General features: G+C 63.7%; 22 protein-coding genes and 1 riboswitch. Of the genes, 16 read left to right on the top strand and 6 right to left on the bottom strand.

The window, feature by feature from the left end:
• Positions 1 to 70: 70 nt before the first annotated feature.
• A riboswitch (cobalamin riboswitch) is annotated at positions 71 to 389 on the bottom strand.
• A gap of 12 nt (positions 390 to 401) precedes the next feature.
• From GRX31_RS17220 to GRX31_RS17210, 3 genes are read right to left on the bottom strand one after another with little or no spacing between them, the layout of a single operon-like run.
• Entirely contained in the window at positions 402 to 1,076 is a 675-nt protein-coding gene (locus GRX31_RS17220; RefSeq protein WP_160853889.1) for a 2OG-Fe(II) oxygenase, read from the bottom strand.
• Positions 1,077 to 1,090: 14 nt separating this feature from the next.
• Entirely contained in the window at positions 1,091 to 1,741 is a 651-nt protein-coding gene (gene alkB / locus GRX31_RS17215; RefSeq protein WP_160853887.1) for a DNA oxidative demethylase AlkB, read from the bottom strand.
• A 27-nt stretch (positions 1,742 to 1,768) separates the two neighbouring features.
• Positions 1,769 to 2,500, bottom strand: a complete 732-nt coding sequence (locus tag GRX31_RS17210; protein ID WP_043791937.1) for a 2OG-Fe(II) oxygenase — start codon at positions 2,498 to 2,500, stop codon at positions 1,769 to 1,771.
• A gap of 205 nt (positions 2,501 to 2,705) precedes the next feature.
• On the opposite strand from GRX31_RS17210, the gene GRX31_RS17205 reads away from it, so the two are divergent.
• The 3 genes from GRX31_RS17205 (at position 2,706) to GRX31_RS31035 (ending at position 7,130) form a co-directional block, all read left to right on the top strand.
• Positions 2,706 to 3,527: a hypothetical protein gene (locus GRX31_RS17205; RefSeq protein ID WP_151019693.1), complete on the top strand. Its 822-nt coding sequence runs from the start codon at positions 2,706 to 2,708 to the stop codon at positions 3,525 to 3,527.
• Positions 3,528 to 3,675: 148 nt separating this feature from the next.
• On the top strand, positions 3,676 to 4,926 hold the full coding sequence (locus tag GRX31_RS17200; protein WP_016446084.1) for a hypothetical protein: 1,251 nt from the start codon (positions 3,676 to 3,678) through the stop codon (positions 4,924 to 4,926).
• The gene (locus GRX31_RS31035) at positions 4,923 to 7,130 is read left to right on the top strand and encodes an AAA family ATPase (RefSeq protein WP_160853885.1); all 2,208 of its coding nucleotides are present in this window, start codon (positions 4,923 to 4,925) and stop codon (positions 7,128 to 7,130) included. The genes GRX31_RS17200 and GRX31_RS31035 overlap by 4 nt, the downstream gene beginning before the upstream one ends.
• Before the next feature lie 216 nt (positions 7,131 to 7,346).
• Here the strand turns inward: GRX31_RS31035 and GRX31_RS17190 are convergent, their stop codons facing one another.
• The 3 genes from GRX31_RS17190 to GRX31_RS17180 form a co-directional block, all read right to left on the bottom strand.
• Positions 7,347 to 7,733, bottom strand: coding sequence for a hypothetical protein (locus tag GRX31_RS17190; RefSeq protein ID WP_160853883.1), 387 nt, complete (start codon positions 7,731 to 7,733; stop codon positions 7,347 to 7,349).
• 149 nt (positions 7,734 to 7,882) lie between these two features.
• A complete protein-coding gene (gene mobH / locus GRX31_RS17185) occupies positions 7,883 to 10,567 on the bottom strand; it encodes a MobH family relaxase (protein WP_237426712.1) in 2,685 nt (894 codons plus the stop codon).
• Positions 10,495 to 11,028, bottom strand: coding sequence for a hypothetical protein (locus tag GRX31_RS17180; RefSeq protein ID WP_160853881.1), 534 nt, complete (start codon positions 11,026 to 11,028; stop codon positions 10,495 to 10,497). The genes mobH and GRX31_RS17180 overlap by 73 nt, the downstream gene beginning before the upstream one ends.
• A gap of 733 nt (positions 11,029 to 11,761) precedes the next feature.
• On the opposite strand from GRX31_RS17180, the gene pilL2 reads away from it, so the two are divergent.
• The 13 genes from pilL2 to GRX31_RS17115 all read left to right on the top strand — a co-directional run bounded on the left by pilL2 (position 11,762) and on the right by GRX31_RS17115 (position 21,146).
• Positions 11,762 to 12,265 (top strand): PFGI-1 class ICE element type IV pilus protein PilL2, encoded by a 504-nt coding sequence (gene pilL2, locus GRX31_RS17175; protein ID WP_160853879.1) that lies wholly within the window; start codon positions 11,762 to 11,764, stop codon positions 12,263 to 12,265.
• Complete coding sequence (locus GRX31_RS30890) at positions 12,262 to 13,395, top strand: hypothetical protein (protein ID WP_237426711.1); 1,134 nt, start codon at positions 12,262 to 12,264, stop codon at positions 13,393 to 13,395. The genes pilL2 and GRX31_RS30890 overlap by 4 nt, the downstream gene beginning before the upstream one ends.
• A gap of 56 nt (positions 13,396 to 13,451) precedes the next feature.
• A complete protein-coding gene (locus tag GRX31_RS17165) occupies positions 13,452 to 13,949 on the top strand; it encodes an integrating conjugative element protein (RefSeq protein WP_141832533.1) in 498 nt (165 codons plus the stop codon).
• Positions 13,946 to 14,521, top strand: a complete 576-nt coding sequence (locus GRX31_RS17160) for a PFL_4695 family integrating conjugative element protein (protein WP_160853877.1) — start codon at positions 13,946 to 13,948, stop codon at positions 14,519 to 14,521. Before GRX31_RS17165 ends, GRX31_RS17160 begins: the two co-directional genes overlap by 4 nt.
• Before the next feature lie 72 nt (positions 14,522 to 14,593).
• On the top strand, positions 14,594 to 16,852 hold the full coding sequence (gene traD / locus GRX31_RS17155) for a type IV conjugative transfer system coupling protein TraD (RefSeq protein WP_160853875.1): 2,259 nt from the start codon (positions 14,594 to 14,596) through the stop codon (positions 16,850 to 16,852).
• A complete protein-coding gene (locus GRX31_RS17150) occupies positions 16,852 to 17,604 on the top strand; it encodes a TIGR03747 family integrating conjugative element membrane protein (RefSeq protein ID WP_160853873.1) in 753 nt (250 codons plus the stop codon). Before traD ends, GRX31_RS17150 begins: the two co-directional genes overlap by 1 nt.
• Positions 17,605 to 17,608: 4 nt before the next feature.
• A complete protein-coding gene (locus GRX31_RS17145; protein ID WP_160853871.1) occupies positions 17,609 to 17,908 on the top strand; it encodes a hypothetical protein in 300 nt (99 codons plus the stop codon).
• A gap of 38 nt (positions 17,909 to 17,946) precedes the next feature.
• A complete protein-coding gene (locus GRX31_RS17140; protein ID WP_160853869.1) occupies positions 17,947 to 18,258 on the top strand; it encodes an integrative conjugative element protein, RAQPRD family in 312 nt (103 codons plus the stop codon).
• 15 nt (positions 18,259 to 18,273) lie between these two features.
• A complete protein-coding gene (locus GRX31_RS17135; RefSeq protein ID WP_160853867.1) occupies positions 18,274 to 18,510 on the top strand; it encodes a DUF3262 family protein in 237 nt (78 codons plus the stop codon).
• A gap of 37 nt (positions 18,511 to 18,547) precedes the next feature.
• On the top strand, positions 18,548 to 18,919 hold the full coding sequence (locus GRX31_RS17130) for a DUF2976 domain-containing protein (protein ID WP_160853865.1): 372 nt from the start codon (positions 18,548 to 18,550) through the stop codon (positions 18,917 to 18,919).
• A 6-nt stretch (positions 18,920 to 18,925) separates the two neighbouring features.
• Entirely contained in the window at positions 18,926 to 19,339 is a 414-nt protein-coding gene (locus GRX31_RS17125; protein ID WP_237426709.1) for a TIGR03750 family conjugal transfer protein, read from the top strand.
• Positions 19,336 to 20,076, top strand: a complete 741-nt coding sequence (locus tag GRX31_RS17120) for a PFL_4703 family integrating conjugative element protein (protein ID WP_016446100.1) — start codon at positions 19,336 to 19,338, stop codon at positions 20,074 to 20,076. Before GRX31_RS17125 ends, GRX31_RS17120 begins: the two co-directional genes overlap by 4 nt.
• Positions 20,077 to 20,078: 2 nt before the next feature.
• On the top strand, positions 20,079 to 21,146 hold the full coding sequence (locus GRX31_RS17115; protein ID WP_160853863.1) for a TIGR03749 family integrating conjugative element protein: 1,068 nt from the start codon (positions 20,079 to 20,081) through the stop codon (positions 21,144 to 21,146).
• Positions 21,147 to 21,154 lie beyond the last annotated feature (8 nt).

Raw genomic sequence — 21,154 nt, 5'->3', positions numbered from 1 at the left:
GCGTGGGAGGAAAGGGCGCAGGACGTTGCCATCCGCACCCCGCAGACAGTCAAGAAAGCGCCCGCTCAGCGGGCGCGAAACGCAGCAGGCCGGTCTCCGGGCTCACAAGCGGCGCAAGGACATGCCTTGCGCCCAGCGCCCCGTCTTCCCAATCCACCCGCGAAAAGCTGCATGTTGCAGACCACGCCATGGACCAGTGACAGCCTGTCATCGCCCCTCCGCAGGGTTGCGGAGACTGGCGGGACAGGCGTGGAGCGCCTTGACTTGTTTACCGTTGCGGGGGCAGCCAAGGCCTGTGCCGGCAGCGCAAAAAGCATTTGCTGGCAGTCACCTTGTTCCCGTTTCATCCCCATGGCTGGCATGTGGACACCTGATGCACGGATGCCTTTGCAGGCGCGGCATTATAGCCAGCGGCTCGCGTCGGTAGCCTGCGGCGCGTCGTGCAGCAGCAGCTCCACACCCAGCCACTCGCCACGGTGAACGCGGCTGATGGCATGCCGCAGATGCACGCGGTAAAAGCCTGCCGCACCGCGCACCGGGCGCGGCCCCGTGGCGATGATGGCCGCATCCCCCAGGCCCAGCGGCAGCACCATGGGGCGCGATTGCATGCGCGGGCGCTGCTCGGTCATCACGAATTCGCCGCCCTCGAAATCCTGGCCCGGCCGGGACAGCAGCAGCACCAGCTGCAGCGGGAACACCGCCGCACCTTCGCTGTATGAGCGCAGCGGCGCATGGCCCGCCTGCGCCACATGCAGCAGGTGCGACTGCGGATGCATCTGGCCGCGCTGGTGGCCCAGCTGCCCGAAGGCCTCGAACGAGGCGGGCAGGGCAGGCTGCATGTCCATTTGGGCACGCCAGCGATTGGCAATGGCAAGCAGGTGCCGGTACAGCACCGGGCGCCATGTGTCGAGGGAGGGCGGCAGGCCATTGCGCATGGCCGCCTCGCTAGCCAGGGCGCGGCTTTCATCCGCATTCAGCAGCCGTGGCAGCAGGCAATGGCCCTCTGCATCGAGCTGGGTGCCAATGCGGCCCCAGTCCAGGCCAGCGAAGCGATCACTGCTGTTCAGCCCATCCATGTCGACCCCGCCATTCAACCCGCCTTGCGAAACGTGAGATTGATGCGCCGCCCGCCCAGCAGCGGGTGAGGCTGGTCCTTGAGCGGCAACACGCCGTGGTGGCGCAGCCGATCCACGCCGCCCCAGACCACCACGTCGCCATGCCGCAACAACACCCTGGCCGTCTTGTCCGCGCGCGCAAGCCCTCCAAACAGAAATGTGGCCGGCATGCCCAGTGACACCGAGACGATGCGCGCGCCAAGGTCACGCTCGTCGCGGTCCTGGTGCAGGGACAGGCGGCTGCCGGGCAGGTACTGGTTGATCAGGCAGGCATCGGGCGCGAAGCCCTCGAAACCCGCAGCGGCGGCCGCTTCGCCCGCCAGCTGCGCAAACACGGCGGGCATGGCGGGCCAGGGCTGGCCGCTGACCGGGTCGATGGCGCTGTAGCGGTAGCCGCGCCGGTCGCTGGTCCAGCCCAGCGCGCCGCAGTTGGTCATGGCCACCGACATGGTGAAGCCGCCCGGCGTGACCAGATGGCGCAGCGGCGCCTGGGCCATGACGCCGTCCACCGCAGCCAGCAGTGGTGCCGCACGGGGCAGGGCATGGCCGCGCAGCACCACGGACTGGGGCCCAATGGGTTCGATGCCCATGGGAGATTCATCGGCAAAAAGATCCAGCGTGCTCATACCGGCCGTCCATCAAAGTGCGTCATATCAGAGTGCGTCATGAAAGATCAGCCCCACGGTATGGCGATGGCCGCTTCGGACGCGGCTGACGCCATGGCGCATGGCCGCGCGGCGGTAGCCTGAGCGCCGCCCCGGCACGGGCCGGTGGCGCACGGCCAGGACCAGCGCATCGCCCTGGTCCAACGCCATCACATCGGCCCGTTGCCGGTCGCCATCGGCCTGGGTGATGACGAATTCCCCGCCCGCAAAGTCCTGCCCCGGCCGCGACAGCAGCAACACCACCTGCAGCGGAAACACATGCTCTCCATAGACATCCTGGTGCAGGCAGTTGTAGTCGCCCTCGCCGTATTGGAGGATCAGCGGCGTGGGCCGCAACTGGCCGTGCGCGTGGCAGCGCGCCAGGAAGTCCCGCAGCCGGTCCGGATAGCGCACATCCAGCCCCATGCGCTGGTTCCAGCGGTTGGCCACCGGCACCAGGCGGGAATACAGCTGTTCGCGCAGCCTCTGCAGCAGAGGTGGCAAGGGGTAGTCGAAATACCGGTATTCGCCACGCCCGAAACCGTGGCGGGCCATGACGATGCGGGAGCGAAAACCGTCTTCCCTGGTGTAGAGGGCCGCCAGGTCACGGCATTGCTGCGCGTCCAGCAGGCCGGGTAGCCGGGCACAGCCGTGCTCGTCGAGCTGGTGCTCCATCTGCGTCCATTGGCAGGGCGGGGCGGATTCGCAAGCTTCGTTGTCGAAAAGACGGAGGTTGTGCATGGCGGGCGCGGTTGGCGGTATGGGCGCTGTGGGCAATTGCCGCAGTCTAGGGCGCCGCAGCAGCGCCTGCATCCCGCTTCTTGCAGTGGACAGAATGTCAACCGGCGGCAGCGCCTGCCAGCCGCGTGCTGGACAGGCCTGGGAGGGCCGGCTGGCAGCTGCAATTGAACAATCGCGGCATTCCTGCAAACGCCTCAGGCCCGCCATGTCCAGCAACGTCCATCACCTCTATCTGTTCTTCGATACGCCCCTGCAGCTGCGCCGCGTGCAACTGATCTGCCAGTACCTGGCCCGGCAGTCCTGGGAGCAGGCCGAGCGCTGGATCCATGAGCTGGACCCCGCCCTGGACCGATCCGCGCTGTGGGATGACGACTGGGCCAATGCCAGCGCCCTGGGCCATCCCCAGCATCTGGAACTGGGCTTCGACACCCGCACCACGGCGGGCATGCCCTGGCGGCTGCTGGAGACCTTGTTCCAGCACGGCCTGCAGGCGGCGGTGCTGCATGTCTTCTATGACCAGGTGGGAGAGAGCGAGCGCTATCACTTCGATGCCGGCCAATGGGTCAGCCACCATGCCTGGCTGGCCCGCTACCCGGAGCGCCAGGTGCTGGTCGATCCCGACGCAGAGGTCTATCCGCGCCCGGGGCAGGAAGAGGGCAACGATGGCACCTCACTCAGCAATCCCGCCCAGCCCATGGCCATCAGGCAACTGCGCGAGCGTGACCAGGAGCGCGATCGCCAGGCCCAGGAGTCCGTGCAGGCCCTGCTGGAGACCATGGCCAGCCTGCGCAAGAGCGGCGTGTCGCCGGTGGACGGCATCGCGGGCCTGTTCATGCTGCGGGCAGGCTTTCGCGGACTGTGCGAGGCCGTCGCCTTCATCGTCGTTGCCGCCCTGGCTTTCAGAGGCAAGGGCCTGTGGCTCTGGCTGGCCCTGGGATTGGTACTGGCGGTCGTGCTGCCGCTGTACCGGATGGCCAGTGCGCGGCGGGAGTTCGCGGGGCAGGGCGGCAGCGACCCGGCATCCTGAGACAATCCGCGCTCGGCAGAATGAAACAAATTGCACAAGATCCGGCAAAGTCCCAGGAGAGGGTGAACAGGATGTGGATACCGACCGTCGTCACGGCAGGATGGACATGCGCCATCAGGCGCCGTCTTTTTGAGCAGGGCCAGCGCTGATGCAGCCCACCGCAATCGAGCAGGGCCCCGCCGTGGCCGCAGGCGTTCACGAGGATTTCGGCCATCTTCTGGGTCTGTACATGCGCCGCATCCGTGCCAGCGCTTCGGGGGTGGCCACCGAGATCGGGCTGAGCCGGGAAGCCGTCAACAACTGGAGGAATGGGGTTTCCCTGCCCAATCCGCGCTCGCGCGACCGGCTGGCCGCCTGCGCCCAGTATCTGCGGCTGACGGAGGCGGAGACCAATCGCCTGTTCTCCGCCGCCGGCTTTGCCACGCAGTTCCCGCTGCAGGCGCCAGCCGCTGGCGCCCAGCCTTTTGCCGGCTTCATGGATCGGCTTTTTGCCCAGCTGGCCCAGGCCTCGCCCTATGCCATCACCATGCTGCTGTCTCCCGCGCACTGGGGTCAGCCCCCGTTCCGCCAGGAATTGCTGCTGCGTGCCCGCGCCCAGTACGGCGCCGAGGCGGTACTGCACATCCAGCCGCCCTACAGCGTGAGCACGGCCCCGGCCGACTACTTCGCGGCCCTGGGCCGGCAATGCGGGCTGGGCGAGGTGGGCTCGGACTATGAATTCGAGGCCCTGCTGGAAAAGCGCCTGCTGGCAGGCGGCCGCCTGTTCTGCCTGGTCAGCCGTTTCGAGCAAGGCACGGCCGCACTGCGCGAGACGCTGGCCGGCATCCTGCGCAGCCTCAGCGAAATGCACAGCGGCCGCCTGCACCTGCTGCTGTGCGGCAGCGAAGCGCTGGCCGACCTCAAGTACCGCAGCGGCGATCTGTCCCTGCTCAACATCGGCCAGGTGGCGCACTGGCCCGATCCCACGCTGGAAGACCTGGCCCTGATGGCGCGCCAGCGCTGGCCGGCAACAGCCTGGCCGGTCGAGGTCATCGAGGCGCTGCAGGCCCTGACGGGCGGGCATCCCGCGCTCTTCGAGGAAGCGCTGCAATGGCTGGTGGAGCAGGGTGTGGGCATCGCTGCCGTGCACTCGCCACTGCTGCGCGCCCATCTGGTGGCCAGTGCGCGCCTGTGGCAGACCCTGCTGCCCCTGGCGCAGGAGCCGGCCGCACGCGATCAATTGCGAAGCCTGGTGGATGCGGCATCGCTGGGCCGTGCGCGGCCCTATCTGCAGGATGCCGTGCTGCGGCGCCTGTTCTGGGGCAATCTGCTACAGGTGCGCGGAGCGGGCGAGGGCGCCCACCTGCACTGGCGCTGCGACATCGCCCGCGAAGCCGCAATGGCAGTGCTGCAGGCATGAGCGGCCCGGCCCGCCTTCTGCAGCTGCCCCGATCCTATTGGCGCGCCGCGCTGCTGGCCTTGTTCACGCTGTTCATAGGCACAGCCATCCTTCTGCCCCGCTACAACCCCGTTACCCGCGGCAGCCTGCAGGGCGCGGAAAGTTCAGGGCGCGTCTGGAACGAAATCATCCTGTGGCGCCTGGCCCTGATGGAGCATGTGCGCCAGCATGAAAGCTGGCCGCAGGACATCGCCAGCGTGGCACCGGAGATTGCCGAGCCTCGTGTGCGCATGAGTTCGCCCAGGCCCTTCGTGCTGCAGGCGGACATCGTGCGCGACAGCCAGATGGGCGTGCTCTCAGGAACCCAGGTCCTGCTGCAGCTGAACATGCCCAGCCAGGACTGGAGCTGCCAGGGCGGCCAGCCACCCACCCCGCCACGCTATCTGCCGCTGAACTGCAGCCCCTCGCCAGGGCAGCCAGAGCACGAACCCTTTGGCTGGCTGCGCAACATCATCTGGACCTGCGCCCTGGTCTTTGGCGGCCTGGCCCTGCTGTGGCTGGTCCGCCATCCGCTGATAGGCCCGGCGCAGCTCAAGCCCGGGCGCCTGCGCCGCAAGCCGTATCAGCATCTTCCCCAGCTGGACCGGCTGCTGCGGCTCACCGGCCGGCGGTCCGCCGTGCTGCGCGCCGCAGGCATACGCCCGCCCGATTGGCAGCGTGCCCTGCGCTTTGCCGGCGCCAGCCCCGCCGCCCGCGTGCGCGCCCTGGCCGAACGACTGTCGGCCACCTGCAAAACCGCCGAGGGCGAATGGCCCGTGCCCGGTGGCATGTTCGAATGGACGCTGCCGCCGGACCTGCCCATCGCCCTGGGCCGCTGCCTGGTCTATGCGCTGCCAGAGCAGCTGGAAGAACTGGAAGAGGGCGAACTCGTGCGCCAGCTGCGCCTGCTGCAGACCGGCGGCGACGTGGTGCTGATCCTCAGCCCCCAGCATCCCCAGTCGCCCATGCCGCTGCTGCAGCGCCATGCCCAGGACCGCACCAATCTGCACGCAGTGCTGGACAGCCCCGGTCAGACCGAATGGCTGATGGGCGGCGAGCCCGCGCAGGTGCTGCTGCGGCTGCTGGCCGCGCAGCTGCAGGTCACGCGCATCTCGCCCTACCAGACGCGCGGCGGCGTGACGCGCGAGGACGTGTTCTTCGGCCGCGAGCGCCTGCTGGCGCGCATACTCAACCGCGAACCGGCCAACTACCTGGTCGTGGGAGGGCGCCAGCTCGGCAAAAGCAGCCTGCTCAAGGCCGTGCAACGGCGCCTGCAGGAGCATCCGTCCATTGCCTGCCACTACCTCTCGCTGCGCGACCACCGCCTTACGCCGCGCCTGGCCACCCAGTTCGGCCTGCCCGTGGAGACACCGCTGGAGGCCATCATCGAACACCTGCAGTCGCAATCGCAGGGCAGGCGGCTGTACCTGCTGATCGACGAGGCCGACCTGTTCTTCCGCGATGAGGCCCGCAACGGTTATCCCCAGCTCAGCGCCTTGCGCGCGCTCAGCGAGGAGGGCCGTTGCTGGTTCATGCTGGCTGGATTCTGGGATCTCTATGCGGCCGCGTTGCTCGACTACCAGTCGCCGCTGCGCAACTTCGGCGACATCCTGGCCATCGGTGGCCTGGAGCCGTCCGCCTGCCAGGCACTGGCCACCGAGCCGCTGCGCAGGCTGCGCGTGGGCTACGCCAACGACGCCCTGGCCGAACGCCTGATCGAGGCCAGCGGCAGGCGGGCCAATCTGGTCGCCATCCTCTGCCAGGAATGCCTGCAAGCCCTGGGGCCCGACGAACGCGTGATCGAAGAGCGCCACCTGCGCCAGGCGCTGGAATCCCAGCCCGTACAGGATGCGCTGGTCGGCTGGGGCCGCCTGAGCACCGACGAACAGGCCTGCCGCCTGGACCGCATCGCCGTGTATCACACGGCCCAGCAAGGTCACACCAGCCTGACCGCGCTCGACGCCCTGGTCCAGGCCCACGGCGCAACCGGCCAGGCCCAGGCCTTGCGCCGATCCCTGGCCCGCCTGCAACTGGCCTACGTCCTGCGCCGCGATGAAACCCACGGCGTGCACGACGCACGCTACGTCTTCACCATCCCGCTGCTGCAACGCCAGTTCGAACCGCAGGAGACGGAGTTGTTGTTGAGGCAGGAACTGGAGAGCCTGGGAAGAGGGTTGAACAGCTGAAAAAAGAGGCGGAAGACAGGCAGGCCTGGTGCAGGAAGAGTGCCTTACCTGGGTTTGGACAGTGTTAATCGCAACTGTGATTTAACATAATATACATTGTATCTAGTATTTGATCGCTAAAAAAAGTGAGCTTTTAAAGGGCTCACAACCGTAGCAATCACTAACTAAGCGGGAAATTATGTTAAGAGGCTTCCTCGTTGACGCACGGGTTGGACTCTATGGGCTGCGCACCGAACTGTCAACCGTTTGATCTTTTACCCGAGCACCAAGCGGCTGCTCAGGCACCTCCAGCGCTACGCTTTTAGCGTTTGCATCCAAGCCGCCAGCCCCACACGCCTCCTCGAACTCACGCACAGCAGCAGGACACACGAAGATCATCCCGCGCCGAGGCGGCCGCAACGGCAACATGACCACCTGGTGAGGATTGCGCAAGGCATCCCAGACATGCCTGCCCGTGACCAGCCCGCCGGCATAGGCCGAGAAAACGTTGAAGCGATACAGCGCCCGGTGCTGCCAAGGCCTCGACCTCCACAGACCAAGTCGCTGGTCCGCATCCAGAGCCACCTTCGGCTCTTGGGTTTTAGAAAGTACGTTGAATGTCATAAGTCATTGATTAATATTGTCTTTTAGAAATTCCTGCTGAGTCGATGCTCAACTACTTGCGCCAAGCCGGCGACCTCTGCAGACGGATCTCCGACCATCAGATGTGAAACTCATAAGTTCTTGAAAACGCTTGTGATTTCGAAAATTCCCTAAACCATCTTGAGCGCAGGATTGCTCGGCGGAACGGGCTGAACCCATCGCCCAGGCTCGACCAGCACCACGCATGACAGCCGGCCTTTGACATCGCCGCGCGAGTAAATCTCGAACGCGACGATGTTGGTCCGATTGGCTGCCGGCAGGTGCCAGCCGCACTTGATGACCTCCCGCTGCACCTTCGTGGCCAGCTCAGTTGGGCTTTCTGCCAGGTCGGCATGTTCCTGAGCAAATTTCTTGAAGATCAGCGGAGAGACCAACGCCATGCCTTGCTCGACAAAATGCACGGCTGCCCCCGTCTCGTTGAACTTGATCTCACGATCAACTAAGCCCTGCTGAACCCACCGCATGAAGTCCAACGCCAACTCGCTGGGCTCGTGCGCAGGCCTTTCCTGGCCATCGATCTTGGGTAGCTGCTGCAAGAGCAGTACCGGCTGGGGCTCGTCTGCACGGTGGGCCTGTGGCTCGCTCCTGGCCCGCACCACGACCGTGGGCAAGTCATCGAGCTCGTCGCTCAGGCTCCGGAACTCCGAAGCGACGCTCGCGGCGCGCCGAGTAGGAAGGACAGTCAGTGGTGGAGCCGCCGCAGGCGCAGGCACTGCTGCAGGTTCTGATGAAAGGATCTGGGCAGTAGGCTGTGCTGGAGGCTCTGGCGTAGCCCGGGCCTCGTCCAGGCCTGCGGCAGCTTCTGATGATTGCTCGCGCACCGCCCCGCCCTCCTCCCTGGCCCGCGCCGGCTTCGGCGGCCGTGGGCCTTTCTTGGGTCGCATCGCTGCTGCAGTTTCGGCCTCATCGAGGAAGTCACTCTGGTCGAGCAGGTAGGCTGCATCGCCTGGGTCATAATCGATTGAAGATCCCGCCGCCGGCGGCGGCGCTGGCTGTGCAGCATTCTCAGGTTGCCGAACTGGTCCAGGTACTGGTTCTGCCTTGATTGCTGAGCCAGCTTCTGCTGGAACCTTTGCAGGGGCACGCCCGGGTGCAGGCGCTTCCCGGGGGCTCACTGGCGTTGCATCAATCTTTCGTGACTGATGTGCTGTGCCAGTTTCGGATTTCATTGCAGGCGACTTTGCCGCAGCAGATGGTGCCCTGAAAGCCGGTTCGCGCATGACTGCCGCAAGCTTCAATTCCTGCTTGCTGGGCGCCTTGGGCGCAGCTGCAGCTGCAGGCGCTCGAGGACTGGTTGGTAGTGCTGCAGCTTCGGGTGCATGGACTGCCGCATCCTCCTTACCACCAGAACCTGCCGCAGGAATCTGCAGCTGCACGGCCTGCGGTGAGGCCCCGCCCTCCCCGGCCTCATCCTTGCGTTTTTGCCGCAGGATCAATCTGCCTTGCATGGGCGCCGGATACTTGCTCTCGTGCGAAAAGACCTTGGCCAAGGGAAATCGCAGCATGGCCAGGTCGTGCTCATAACCTCCTCGATCTGCCGCAGCTTCGGATGCCTCTCCCTGCACGGTCACATGCCAGATAGCCTGCCCGGTGGCCGGGTTCAGGTCGATGACGCCATAGTCCTGCCAGGTGTCGAATAGCCGATCGTTCTTCGAGTCCCCTGGTACAGCCTCATCGGGCTCATTGCGCTTGATCCATTCGCGCACCGAATCCGCCAAGCGCTTGGCCACGAACCAGATGGCTCCCTCAAACACCCACGCCGCGCCACCTGAGCGGTTCAGCGGCAGCTCGGTGCCGGCCTGCAGCATGCTGGTGATGGCCTGCATCAGCAAGTCGATCAACGGCTTGGACTTCGAGGTCGGGAAGCGACCCTTGTGACCCGACAGCAGAGCGCGCTGCGTCGAGGCCTGGTCGGCTCGGCGCACCAGCTGGGCCACCAAGCTATCGCGGTCCTGGCCGCTGAGATACTGCTCCAGGGCGTCCATGGCGGCAGGCGTCTGGGCCAGGAACACGAGTGCCGACTCTGGCGCAATGCGCGACAGCAGCAGCTGCGCCAGTTTGCCGTGGGCGCTGTAGTCGCGCTGGCTCTTGGGCGTGAAATCGACCAGGTACTCGGCGGCAGCACGCCGGGCCGTGATCTGGACCAGGCTGCCGGCTGCAGGTGTCCAGCGAATTGAATCGGCCATGCCATCACAACGCCACTGGATCCGCAGATCGGTCATGGGCTTGGCGATGTCGTGCAGCAGCGCGGCGAAGAACACCACGTAGCTCCATTGGTCACGTTGCGCATCGATTTCCTCGATCTGGGAGCCGCCCGGCAACAGCATGGCGTTGCGCCAGGTCAGGGCTGCCAGGACCATCTCAATCGTGTGTGAGAGCAGCCCGCCAGCGTGGGCATGGTGGTGCGCCTCTGACGCAGGCATCAATTGCACGAACGCTGCATACCGATGGATGGCCGGCAGCAGATCTCGCTCCCATACTTCACGACTCTGGTGCGACTGGCGCCACATGGCATCGACAGCTTTTTCTGCGCGCACGACTGCGAGCAGCTGATCGGAGCTCAGCACCCTAAGCCAGCCCGGTTCAGTCCCTGCCACCACAGGCATCGGCGTTGAGGCAGGTTCGGCGCCCGAAGAAGGCCCTTTCAATTCCTCTGCGGCCTGCGCCAATCCACGATATTTGAGCCAAGGTACAAATGCCAGAAACTTTGCTGCAAGATTTTTCATCTGGCTTTCCGCTGCAGCATGCTTGCGCATTTGCGCGCCCTGCAGGGCATTCCTGCGGCCGGAGTCCATACGGACAGGTCTTCATCAGCATGGCCGAGCGCCAAGAACTGCAGGAAGGTGTGTTCAATAGGGTCCCAGCGAATTCGCGGCCTCAATCCGTCAATGCTCCAGTCGCAGCACACTTGCACGAAGGGCTGAGCCACGATGGTGTGGACGATGCTGTGCCAGGTCACATCTGCCAGGCCTTTCTGTTCCCCGGCGCCTCTCGGCTGCTCTGCCACATGCCGCAGGAGAATCTGGCGCACACACAGCACCGGATCGCAGTCCTCTTCCAGATGGCGCTCCAGCCCTTCAAACCTGCCCAGCCAGCTCAGCAGCCGTGCCGTCCAGCTTTCCAGACCAAGCTGCTGCAGGGACTCGATGACCGTGAAGATCGCACAGCCATGGTCCAGCGGATCGCGCCCTAGAAACGGGTGCTCCTGGGAAGGGCGAACTGGCATGTGCTGGCTGCGAAACGACGGTGTATCCATGGCCGCGCACGGTACAGGGATGCGTCGATGCAGTCAGCCGTAAATCGAGCACTTCGCACCGCACGTTTTACGCTTGAAATCCCAGTGCGTTTATGTTATGGCGTGCAACCCCGACTCAGTTGCGACAAGGCTCATCTATGTCTTGGCGCCATGCATTGGGCCATTTTTGGATTGCTGCGCCGCCTCGGCGCAGCAATCCGGCCCGTAGCCCGTCAAAGCCCTTTACCAGTACCAGTAAATCCTTTGCGGCTGCTCCTCAATTTTGAGGAGCAGCCGCGCCCTTTGGGTAGGGCCTGTAAGCCGGTAGGAGCCGTTTGTCTCGTAGCAAGCAGCCCTCTGCTTGCTGCCTGCTAAGCCATTTCAACACCTGCCCTTTTCTCTCCTTGTATGTCAAGCGTAAACCGTTCGTATGCAACGTGCTGTTTACCTCGGCCATGCATTTGGATCATCGTCAAAATTTGCAGCGATCCTCGAGCCCTCAAGCATGAGCGGGGGTGCTCCACTTGTATGGTGATCAGCAGCTGATCTGACCAGAAATTTCCATGCCTTTTTTTTCATGCAATGTCAAGCGTAAAACGTTCGGTATGCACCGCACGTTTTACGCTTGAGAGGAATTGCCCCAAATCTGAATATGCCGACCGGCGGACGCGAATGTGTCCTTTCCCCCGGGCTGCATGTCTTCTCCTCCTCTTCATCATGCGGCCCGGGATTTTTCTTCTGGAGTTTCTCCCGCATGTCCCGGCAATCGCACCGATATCTCCTCGCTGGCATGGCATGGCTGGCTGCCGGCGTTTGCCACGCCAGCACGCCCCTGGTGGACGGCAATAAGCGCCTGCAACTGGGTCGCTACACCACCGCCGAAGCGCAGCCTCAATTGGGCTTGAACGAGCCTTTGGCGCTCGTGGCGCAAATCACCTTCCCCCGTGAACAAGTCACGACCATTGGTGAGGCCATCGACTACACCCTGCTGCGCACCGGCTACGCCTTGGCCGACCTGACGGCGCTGTCTCCCGAAGCCCGGCGATTTCTCGGGCTTCCATTGCCCGAGGCACATCGCACCCTCGGTCCCTACTCCGTCCAGGACATGCTGGCTGTGCTAGTGGGCAAGGCTTGGTCGTGGCAAACCGACCATGTCACGCGCCGCGTGTGGTTCGTCCTGGGCAATGCCGGCAGCGCACAGCCGCCGCGCCGGCTCCAGCCCATCGTGTCTCCTTCCAAATCGGGCAAAGACCAATGAGCGGGCCGTCATTTCATACGCCCGGCCATCCCGTTGTGCCAGACCTGGATTTCGCCCCCCACATCGGCGGGCTGGAGTGGATGCAGGACATGGAATCGCGGCAGGACCAAGTCCCCTCAGAGCATGATCAACCCGGCATTGCCCAAGGCCCCGATCTTTCGGCTGCTGCCACCTTCAACCATGCGGCGTCGCCTGCGTTCGGTGAATCTTCAGCGCACGAGGCGACCGCACAGGCTCCAGCCAAGACGGGCAAAACAGCCTTTCTCGATTCTTCCAGGGGAAGGCGCAGTTTGATGGCTGTATCCCTGGCAGGGATCGCGCTGCTGGGCTACCTCCAGTACGGGCCATCCATCCGCCAGGTTCCCGATCTTCTTGGGACCAATCTGCCGAGCGTGGGCACGATCGAGCCCAGCGGCCCGGACGAGCTCCGGGCACCGATTGATCCACGGCTTGGGGGCTTGGATCAGCTGGGCATATCGGAGTTGGACACGTCCGCCAACCCCGCACAGTCTTCTTTGGCGCAGCCACAAGGGCTGCAGGCCGAGCCCGAAGCCAGTGCTCTCGTGGCCGCCCCTGTGCAAGCTCCAGTCGCGTCCGCACCCGCCACTGCCGCTGATCCGGAGCTTGCAGCTCGCATGCAGCGCATGGAAGCGATGATGATTGAGCTCAGCCAGCAACTGGCGCACATGCGAGAGCAGGACGCCAAAGCGCGAGCCGCCACGCCCGCCGTTGCCCAGGCTGTGCCCGCGCCCGCGCCGACTGCCACTGAGCCCCACACCGCCCGGCCCGCTACATCAGCCCCGCGCGTGCTGGTCAAGGCCCAGCCAGCCAGGGCCGCGACTTCGCGGCCTGCAGTCAATCAGAAAGCCGCCACCTCCAAGGCAGCGCCCGCCGAAAAACCAGCGGCGCCTGCGCTCTCCGGCCAGCTGATCGCTGTTGATATGTGGAACGGCGAGCCCTCGGTCGTGGTGGCCTCGGGCATCCCTGGTGACCGCCGCATGCGCGTGCTGCGCCCGGGTGACGTGGTCAATGGCATGGCGCTCAAGTCCGCCGATCCTGTGTCGCGCACAGCGACCTTTGTGGCCCCGGGCAGTCCTGGCCTGACGCTCTCCGTGAGCCAGGGAGGCTGAACATGCGAGCCGCTATTTGCTTCAGCGCGAGCCTTCTGCTGGCCCATGTGGCTTGCATGCCGGTCGTGGCTCAGGTGCGTACCACCCAGACCGCTGAAGGAAGCTCCACAGCCGCCAACACAGCCCAGGCGCGCAGCCAAGCGGACGAAACCGACCGTCAGGTCCAGCAGATGTGGGGCCTGAACGCCGAAGAAATGCGCCGGGCCAAAGTGCTGGCCCTGGGGCCGCGTGCGAACTTCTCGGTCGAGAAGCTCTCACCGCTGGAGATCCTGGGCATCCATGCGCGCTCAGAAGCCGAGCGCCGGCAGTATGCCGAGCGCATGGCGCGGATCTTCCGCGCGGACGTGGAGCGCTCCATTGCATGGGAGCGCGAGATGCAAGCGGCGATGGCGCGGCTGTTCCCGAACGATCCCATGATCAGCTTCGACGGCATGCCCAAGGTGCACAGCTCGGTCGGCGCCGCCGACATGCTGGGCGTGCCACGCACGCAGATCATCGAGCCGCAACCTGCTGCCAGCACGCCGGCCCCCGCGCGAGGAGCGCTTCGCCGATGAATCTCCGCCTCCTCTGTGCCCTGGCCCTGTGCTCAGTTGCAGCCGCTCCTGCAGTCGCCGGGCAGTCACTGCCCGAGACCCAGAAGCTGCAGGTGCTGCACGACAGCGGCCACAGCGTGCCGTTCGCACCCTATGTCGCCCAGCTGGTGGGCGATGCGGACGATCCTGGAGTGCTCGATGGCCTGCGTTTCCCGTTTGGTGCGCGCCTTTTGCGTACCGGCATGCTGGCACAGGAGGGGCTCCAGGTCTTTGACGGTGCCTGGATGACGCAGCCGATGTTCGTCCTGGCAGCCGATGAACTTTCCATGCGCTGGCTTGCCTTCAACAAGGACAAGCTGGTGCAGCTGCAGGCTGTTGGCATCGTGGTGCAGGCCGGCAGTCCTCTGGCCTTCAAGTCTCTGCAGCGCCTGGCCATGCCGCTTCGCTTGGCACCGGAGACAGGTAGCTGGCTCTCCGAGCAGCTGGTGGCCACAGGCGCCAATGCCTATCCGGTGCTGGTGCATTCCAACGGACGTGCGTACCAGGTCCTGGGTCAAGAAATGTTCCAGCAAAAGCCGGAGTCTCCCCAATGACGACACGCGCTTGGAACATTTCTGGAACGTGGTGGACCACTACATGTTCCAGCCCTGCCACAGGAGGCAGGAATGAGTGAGGGCGTGATGGAAGGCCTGCTGCGGCCGCCTGTGGAAGCATGGAGCGCTGCCACAGCTTTCGGTATTGCTGGCGTGGCTGCAGCTGCCCCGTGGGCGCTGATGATGCCGCATTCACTGGGTGCCGTGTCCGCAGCCATTGCTGCAGGCTTTGGCTGCAAGCGCGCCCGCGAGGCCTATTCCGTGTATGCGTACCAGCGCGGACTGAAGTTCACGAAGATGACCCGCGTGGCGCCCCACCAGTTGCCCGGAACCAAGGACCACCTGTATCTCGGCGAAGGCTTCGCCTGGACCCAGCTGCATACACAGCGCAAGCTGGACACCCAGGCTGTCAAGGTCCGTGAGTATGTCAAGCCTTCTCCTGCAGAGATGCGCCTGGCCAATGCCGGCGAGCAGGTTCGCAAATGGGCCGAGACCAAGACGGATAGCCTGCTTCGCCAACTCGTTCGGCGTGCAGTGGATATCGGTGGACCAGCGAATCCATTTGCTTCAGGTGTGGATTTGGGCGGCTCTCCCATATTGCACGGCGTTGGCGTTCAAGACGAAAAGCCAGTGCTGCTGCGCCAGGGCTCGCGCAATGGCCACATGCTGGTCATGGGCACGACACGCGTGGGCAAGACGCGCCTGCTGGAATTGCTGTGCACACAGGACATCCACGCCGGCCACGTCACGATCGTGATCGATCCCAAGGGCGACGCCGAGCTGATGCTTCGCATGCATGCCGAAGCGCGCCGCGCCGGCCGCGAGAAGAGCTTCTACCTGTTCCACCTGGGCTACCCCGAGATCAGCGCCCGCTACAACGGCATCGGCAACTTCGCGCGTATCACCGAAGTCGCCGGGCGCGCCACCAACGCTCTGCCCTCGTCCGGCAACAGCGCAGCGTTCAAGGAGTTCTCCTGGCGCTTCACCAACATCGTGGCCCAGGCCCAGGTCGCACTGGGTCGGATTCCAACATACGAGTCCTTGCTCAAGGACGTGACCGGCATCGATCCGCTGTTCATGGACTATGCCGCGATGTTCTACCGCGCCCAGGCTGCGCAGGGCCGGTACAAGAACTACCAAGAACGACTCGCAGAGATCCAAAAGCTGCTCCCTGTCAAAGGAGCGATCCCGATGGCTCGCAGCATGCAAGACCGCGCCCCCGAGATCCAGGCCATGTACGTGTGGATCAAGGAGTCCCAGCCCAATGACAAGGTGCTGCTGGGCCTGGCCGCTGCCGTCAGCTACGAGCGCTCCTTCTACGAAAAGATCATCGCATCGCTCGGACCGTTTTTGGAAAAGCTCACTTCGGGCGCCGTGGGCAAGCTCATCTCTCCGGACTACTTCGACCCGAACGACCAGCGGCCCATCTTCGACTGGATGACGGTCTTCCGCCAGGGCGGCATCGTCTACGCCGGCCTGGACGCATTGTCCGACTCGGTGGTCTCCTCTGCCGTGGGCAACTCCATGCTGTCTGACCTGGTGAGCGTGGGCGGGCGCCTGTACAAGACCGGCCTTGATCCGCATGCCACGGACGGAAAGCTCAAGCTGCCGAAAGTCTGCTGCCACTTCGATGAGGTCAATGAGATCGCCGGTCCCGAGTTCGTGCCCATGGTCAACAAGCTCGGTGGCTCAGGCTTCCAGATCACGGCATACACGCAGTCCGTGTTCGACATCGAGGCCCGCGTGGGTGACAAAGCCAAGGCCGGCCAGATCCTGGACAACTTCAACCACCTGTGCATGCTGCGCGTGCGCTCGGCCGCGACGGCCAGCCTGCTGACGGATCAGGTGCCGCAAGTTAACGTGACGCACCTGACGCCGGTCTCTGGTGTCTCGGACACCGCTGCCACAGGCAACGGTGTGGACTTCACCAGCCGCAACGATGACATTGCCACCACAACGAAGGCGCCGCTGATCGAGCCCTCGGACATCCTTGAACTGCCCCAGGGCCAGGCCTTTGCGCTGCTGGAAGGCAACCGTCCTTTCAAGATCCGCATCCCGCTGGCTGACACAACGAACGATCCATTCGTGCCCAAGTCCCTCCGGGCGGTGGCCGAGGACATGAAGCGGCGCTACCGCACCAGCGAAACCTGGGCAGCCGACACCGACTGGATGGGCCACAACCATTTGGGCTCCGGTGGCCACGAGCTCATCGGCATCGACTTGGCGCACAGCACAGCCAAGAGTGACTCCGATTACACCGCCGTGTCTGGCGCGCAGTCCGCTGCACTGCGCAGCACAGGTGTGATCGACAGCATCGTGGGGCACCACTGATGGCTACAGCCCAGCGCACGCCTTCCAAGGTCCCCACAGTCGGCCCAGTTGATCTGGTGCTGAAGATCGCATTTGGCTTGGTCAGCATCACACTGACCAGCTGGCTTGTCGGCATGGTCATAGAGATCGGCGGCAGCATGTTCGTCTGGAAGGGCCAGGGCATCCCGCACGCCCAGTCGGTCCTGCAGCAAGACCTGCAATACATCGCGGCGGCGCCGCGCAGCGTGCTGGTGCCCGACACCGTGGGCTTTTCTCTGCAGCTGCTCGGTTATGTGCGCTGGCCCTACGAGCGGCTCGGCATTCTGCGTTGGTATCAGCGATCGCTCACCGATGAGCCCATGCAGGCCATGGCCAAGCTTTCTGCCCCTCTACAGGCCGTGGGCGCAACAACGCGCGTCGTCTCCAAGATCGCGGCCGAGTGGGCCGTGATCAGCATGCTCGTGGCCCAGGACGTGGTGCTGCGCCTGAGCATTGCGGCCTATGCCATGCCGGCGTTCGTGCTGGCATGCCTGATGGGTGTGATTGACGGCCTAGTGCGCCGTGACCGGCGCCGCTGGATCGGCGGGCGCGAATCCTCGTTCGTCTACCACCACTCCAAGAGATACACGCATTGGGCTCTCACGGGCGGGTTCAGCCTGTACCTCGCATGGCCCTTCCCCGGATTCAACCCCGCCTACATGGTGCTGATCTTCACTGTTCTGGTGGCCGCATCGCTGTCCACCACCGTGGGCGCTTTCAAGAAATATGCATAAGTCAATGATGGATACAAATAATTTTGACGAAATGGCATGGCGTGCTGTTTGCGATCAGTGCGCAGATATTGCCATTAAAGGAAGTGGTTTGTCTGAAACGATGTTCGCTCGGAATCTCTTCGGACTCATTAAAAAAGAGCTCAGCCATATTTCCGAAAGGCACCATGCACAGGCACTAATGATCGCCAGGGATGTCGGTTATTTGGACGCTGAAGAGTTGGAAGCCAACGACGTATGGAACTCTACTCATGGGTATTGCCAACATGGCATTGAACTGGGCTGCTGTCCTGCTGGCTGTGAGTAATTCCAGTAAATACAGATTATTTTCAGAAGGAGAAATTGATGAAATCCCCCCGCCCGCTGTTCGCCATCCTCGTGATCGGCATCCTGGCCACCACGGCATCGGCCTGGGCCACGGTGTCCGACGATGAACTGGAGCGTGAGCGCCTGGCGCGCATTGCCGCCGAAATTGAGCAGGTCCAGGTCATGGTTGGCCAGGCCGAGCAAAGCGCACCCACCGGCCAGCGCGTGAAGTTCAGGTACGACTGGCTGCAGCGTGATCTGGAAATGCTGCGCCAGGGCATCACCACCCACATCGACGCTCCCCGACAACCCCGTCCCGTGACACCTCTGCGCGGCGACTACCGCCAGTAACCGAGGAGCGTAACCATGTATGGCGATATGAAAGTGGGATTCATGGACGCATCGGGCGTTGATCCAGCGCGAATGAAGGTCTTCGTTATTTCGCTGGTTTTTGGCGTGATCCTGGTTATTGCCGCATGGTTCGGAAAAATGATCCTGGAAGCCTATACCACCGGCGAGATTGAGCAGGCAGACGCAATCGAAGCGGTGATTTCCGTGATTGTCATTGTTTGCACGTTATTTGCATTCGTGACCTGGCTTTAGTTTTTTCAACTACTTAACTGTTCCAAGGATGGATGTTATGAAAAAATCGATTCTCTCCAAATTGTCCCAAACCACTCTTCTGCTGTCGGTGATGATTCACGAGCAAGCTTTCGCTGTTCTTCCAGTTGTTCCAGCACCCCAGGGAGGCGGTATTGGCGGCGCACAAGTGCAAGAAGGCGACTGGATGGGGATGATGGGTGCGTATTTTAAAGCTGGCATCGCCATCCTCGCTGCGGTGTTGGCAGCCTGGGCCTTTATTGGTGTTATGGGTGGCGGCCTTCGCAAGTGGAAAGAATATTCGCGGGGGCAAGCTGAATTGGCAGACCTGAAGGAATTCTTCATTGCAGGGGTGGTTCTGATTGTTTTCATTGTCATGATGTCTAACTACGCCACATCGGCTCTCGCCTAATCATCAATGACCGGCGAACAGCAACCTCCAGAACGACGCGGCGCCCCGTTGACCGATCGTGTCAATGCGGAGCCAGCCATCATCAATGGCATGTCAGCGACCGAAGCCACCTACATCGGTTGTGCTTCTCTTGCCATCAGCGTCGTACTGGGGGGTGGGTTGTATCTTCTAACCGGCTACTGGCATTTCATCATCCTGCTAGGAATTACTTTGCCGATGGTGATCATCTGGTATTCGTCCTTTTACCTGCAGAGCATCAAACGCTCAAAGCCTGAACGCTGGTATGTCCAGGCATTTCGCATCTACCTTGCCCGCAAAGGCATCGTCAAAAGCCGATACATCACTCATGACGGCTTCATGGAACTGGGACGGGGAATTGATTCCGATCCATTCAGCCAAAAAAGCAAAGATCAAGTATGAGCAGTGAAAAATATATGAACGCTCTGGAAATGGAGCGGAGGCACAGCCGTAGGCAAATGGCAAGCCAGTTTGCGCTGCTTGTATTGGCCATATTCGCCGTCTGGTTTGCCTGGCGACAGCCCAAGAGCGTTGACGTGCATCTCGCGCCAGATGTTCGTGCCGGCGACACGGTACATGTCACGGGGGGCCATTCCCCCGTGCCCAAGCCCAATGTCTACGGATTTGCGTACTACATCTGGCAGCAGATCAATCGCTGGCAAACCGATGGTGTCAAGGACTACGGACAGCAAATTTTCAATATGCAGTATTACCTGACGCCTCGCTGCCAGGCTCAATTGCAAGCCGATATGGAAACCCGCCAGGGCAAGGGCGAGTTGCGCAAGCGCACGCGCCAGATCACCGAAATCCCCGGCTTCCCGTATTCCGAGAACCGTGTGCTGAGCGAAGGCCCCGACGCCTGGACCGTGCTGCTGGACATGCAGGTCACAGAAACCTTCGGTGGCCAGGGTGTGAAGGACGTGTTCATCCGCTACCCGCTGCGCGTGGTGCGCTTTGACGTGGACCGGGAGCGCAACCCCTGGCGTCTGGCCCTGGACTGCTTTGGCGCCAACCGGCCAGCGCGCCTGAACCCCGCTGAGCTCAAGGCCGGCAACCCGGTACAGGCCACCCTTGCGGCGCCGCGCCTGCCCAGCGTGATCTCCCCGTCCAGTCTGCCCCGCGACACCTCTGTCGATTGACCATGCAACACCGCAAAATCCTCGCATGCGGCCTGGCTGGCCTGCTGCTGTTCCAGCCCCTGCAGGGCGCTTTCGCCCAGCAGGTTGAGCCCCTGAATGTTTCAGGTCCGCCACCTGAATTCGCCAACGACAAGCCAAATGTCCAGGCTGGCCAGCCTGCCGAGAACATCGATCTGGGCCAGGCTGCCTCCTCTGGAGCAGGCAGCACCGTCGCCGGCATGAGCGTGCCGGCGCCCTTGGCAGCTGCAGCGCGCGGCTCGATCGCGCGCAGCGCAGCGGCCCAGGCCACGCTGCGCCGCGTGGGCCCCGCCCCGCTCAGCGGCACTGCGTCTGGCCCAGCCGAGCGCACAGTGTTCGCCCGGGAGCCCGTGCGTGTGAACCTGACCGTGGGCCAGGAGCGCCTGGTCACGTTGCCATCGGATGCCCTGCTGCATGTGCCCAGTGACATCTCGGCCGTGGCCCGCATCGAGTCGATCGGCGGAACGATCTATGTGACCGCGCTGGTGCCCTTCGTGCCCATCCGCATCGTGGCCGAGCTCGTGGACAGCGGCCAGCAGATCCCCATGGATCTGGTGGCAGTGGCAGACAAGCCTGCCCGCGCGACTTCCTCCAAAGGCGAGCTGCAGGTGTCCGTGATCGAGCCCGGCAGCGTGCCCAATCCTTCGCCCCGCTCTGCAGACGAGGTCACGTCTGCAGCTGCAGGCGCGGGTATCGACATGGTGCAGCTGACACGCCACGCAGCACGCCAGCTCTATGCCCCGCGCCGGCTGGCCAACGCTGCACCTGGTGTCATGCAAGTGGCGGTGAGCACAGATCCTGTGCCGGCCCTGCTGCGCGGCGCCAACGTGGACGCAGCCCCTGTCGGCCAGTGGAAGGGCGGCGCGCTGTACGTCACGGCAGTTCGCATCACCAACAAATCGCGCTTCGCGCTGGAGGTGCCGCTGGAGAGCGTGCGCGGCCGCTGGATCGCGGCAACGGCCCAGCACGGACGGCTCGGCCCCGCCGGCTCCGACACCGACACCACGGCCATCTACCTGGTCTGCGAGCGCTCCTTCGAGTCGTGCCTGTAAGGGGAAAT

Origin of the sequence: Delftia sp. CH05, from assembly GCF_009827015.1 — a bacterium.
Lineage (GTDB): Bacteria > Pseudomonadota > Gammaproteobacteria > Burkholderiales > Burkholderiaceae_C > Comamonas > Comamonas tsuruhatensis.
The sequence above is the reverse complement of the archived record's forward strand: the minus strand, read 5'-3'. Positions and strand labels throughout refer to the sequence as shown.

Excerpts from the sequence above, each read along its gene's own strand:
- GRX31_RS17190 (WP_160853883.1), bottom strand. The coding sequence starts at position 7,733 with ATGACATTCAACGTACTTTCTAAAACCCAAGAGCCGAAGGTGGCTCTG.
- GRX31_RS17220 (WP_160853889.1), bottom strand. The coding sequence starts at position 1,076 with ATGGATGGGCTGAACAGCAGTGATCGCTTCGCTGGCCTGGACTGGGGC.
- GRX31_RS17200 (WP_016446084.1), top strand. The coding sequence starts at position 3,676 with ATGCAGCCCACCGCAATCGAGCAGGGCCCCGCCGTGGCCGCAGGCGTT.
- GRX31_RS17210 (WP_043791937.1), bottom strand. The coding sequence starts at position 2,500 with ATGCACAACCTCCGTCTTTTCGACAACGAAGCTTGCGAATCCGCCCCG.
- alkB (WP_160853887.1), bottom strand. The coding sequence starts at position 1,741 with ATGAGCACGCTGGATCTTTTTGCCGATGAATCTCCCATGGGCATCGAA.
- GRX31_RS17145 (WP_160853871.1), top strand. The coding sequence starts at position 17,609 with ATGATGGATACAAATAATTTTGACGAAATGGCATGGCGTGCTGTTTGC.
- GRX31_RS17160 (WP_160853877.1), top strand. The coding sequence starts at position 13,946 with ATGAATCTCCGCCTCCTCTGTGCCCTGGCCCTGTGCTCAGTTGCAGCC.
- GRX31_RS31035 (WP_160853885.1), top strand. The coding sequence starts at position 4,923 with ATGAGCGGCCCGGCCCGCCTTCTGCAGCTGCCCCGATCCTATTGGCGC.
- GRX31_RS17165 (WP_141832533.1), top strand. The coding sequence starts at position 13,452 with ATGCCGGTCGTGGCTCAGGTGCGTACCACCCAGACCGCTGAAGGAAGC.
- GRX31_RS17120 (WP_016446100.1), top strand. The coding sequence starts at position 19,336 with ATGAGCAGTGAAAAATATATGAACGCTCTGGAAATGGAGCGGAGGCAC.
- GRX31_RS17125 (WP_237426709.1), top strand. The coding sequence starts at position 18,926 with ATGACCGGCGAACAGCAACCTCCAGAACGACGCGGCGCCCCGTTGACC.
- GRX31_RS17150 (WP_160853873.1), top strand. The coding sequence starts at position 16,852 with ATGGCTACAGCCCAGCGCACGCCTTCCAAGGTCCCCACAGTCGGCCCA.
- GRX31_RS17135 (WP_160853867.1), top strand. The coding sequence starts at position 18,274 with ATGTATGGCGATATGAAAGTGGGATTCATGGACGCATCGGGCGTTGAT.
- mobH (WP_237426712.1), bottom strand. The coding sequence starts at position 10,567 with ATGGACTCCGGCCGCAGGAATGCCCTGCAGGGCGCGCAAATGCGCAAG.
- GRX31_RS30890 (WP_237426711.1), top strand. The coding sequence starts at position 12,262 with ATGAGCGGGCCGTCATTTCATACGCCCGGCCATCCCGTTGTGCCAGAC.
- pilL2 (WP_160853879.1), top strand. The coding sequence starts at position 11,762 with ATGTCCCGGCAATCGCACCGATATCTCCTCGCTGGCATGGCATGGCTG.
- traD (WP_160853875.1), top strand. The coding sequence starts at position 14,594 with ATGAGTGAGGGCGTGATGGAAGGCCTGCTGCGGCCGCCTGTGGAAGCA.
- GRX31_RS17130 (WP_160853865.1), top strand. The coding sequence starts at position 18,548 with ATGAAAAAATCGATTCTCTCCAAATTGTCCCAAACCACTCTTCTGCTG.
- GRX31_RS17140 (WP_160853869.1), top strand. The coding sequence starts at position 17,947 with ATGAAATCCCCCCGCCCGCTGTTCGCCATCCTCGTGATCGGCATCCTG.
- GRX31_RS17205 (WP_151019693.1), top strand. The coding sequence starts at position 2,706 with ATGTCCAGCAACGTCCATCACCTCTATCTGTTCTTCGATACGCCCCTG.
- GRX31_RS17180 (WP_160853881.1), bottom strand. The coding sequence starts at position 11,028 with ATGGATACACCGTCGTTTCGCAGCCAGCACATGCCAGTTCGCCCTTCC.
- GRX31_RS17115 (WP_160853863.1), top strand. The coding sequence starts at position 20,079 with ATGCAACACCGCAAAATCCTCGCATGCGGCCTGGCTGGCCTGCTGCTG.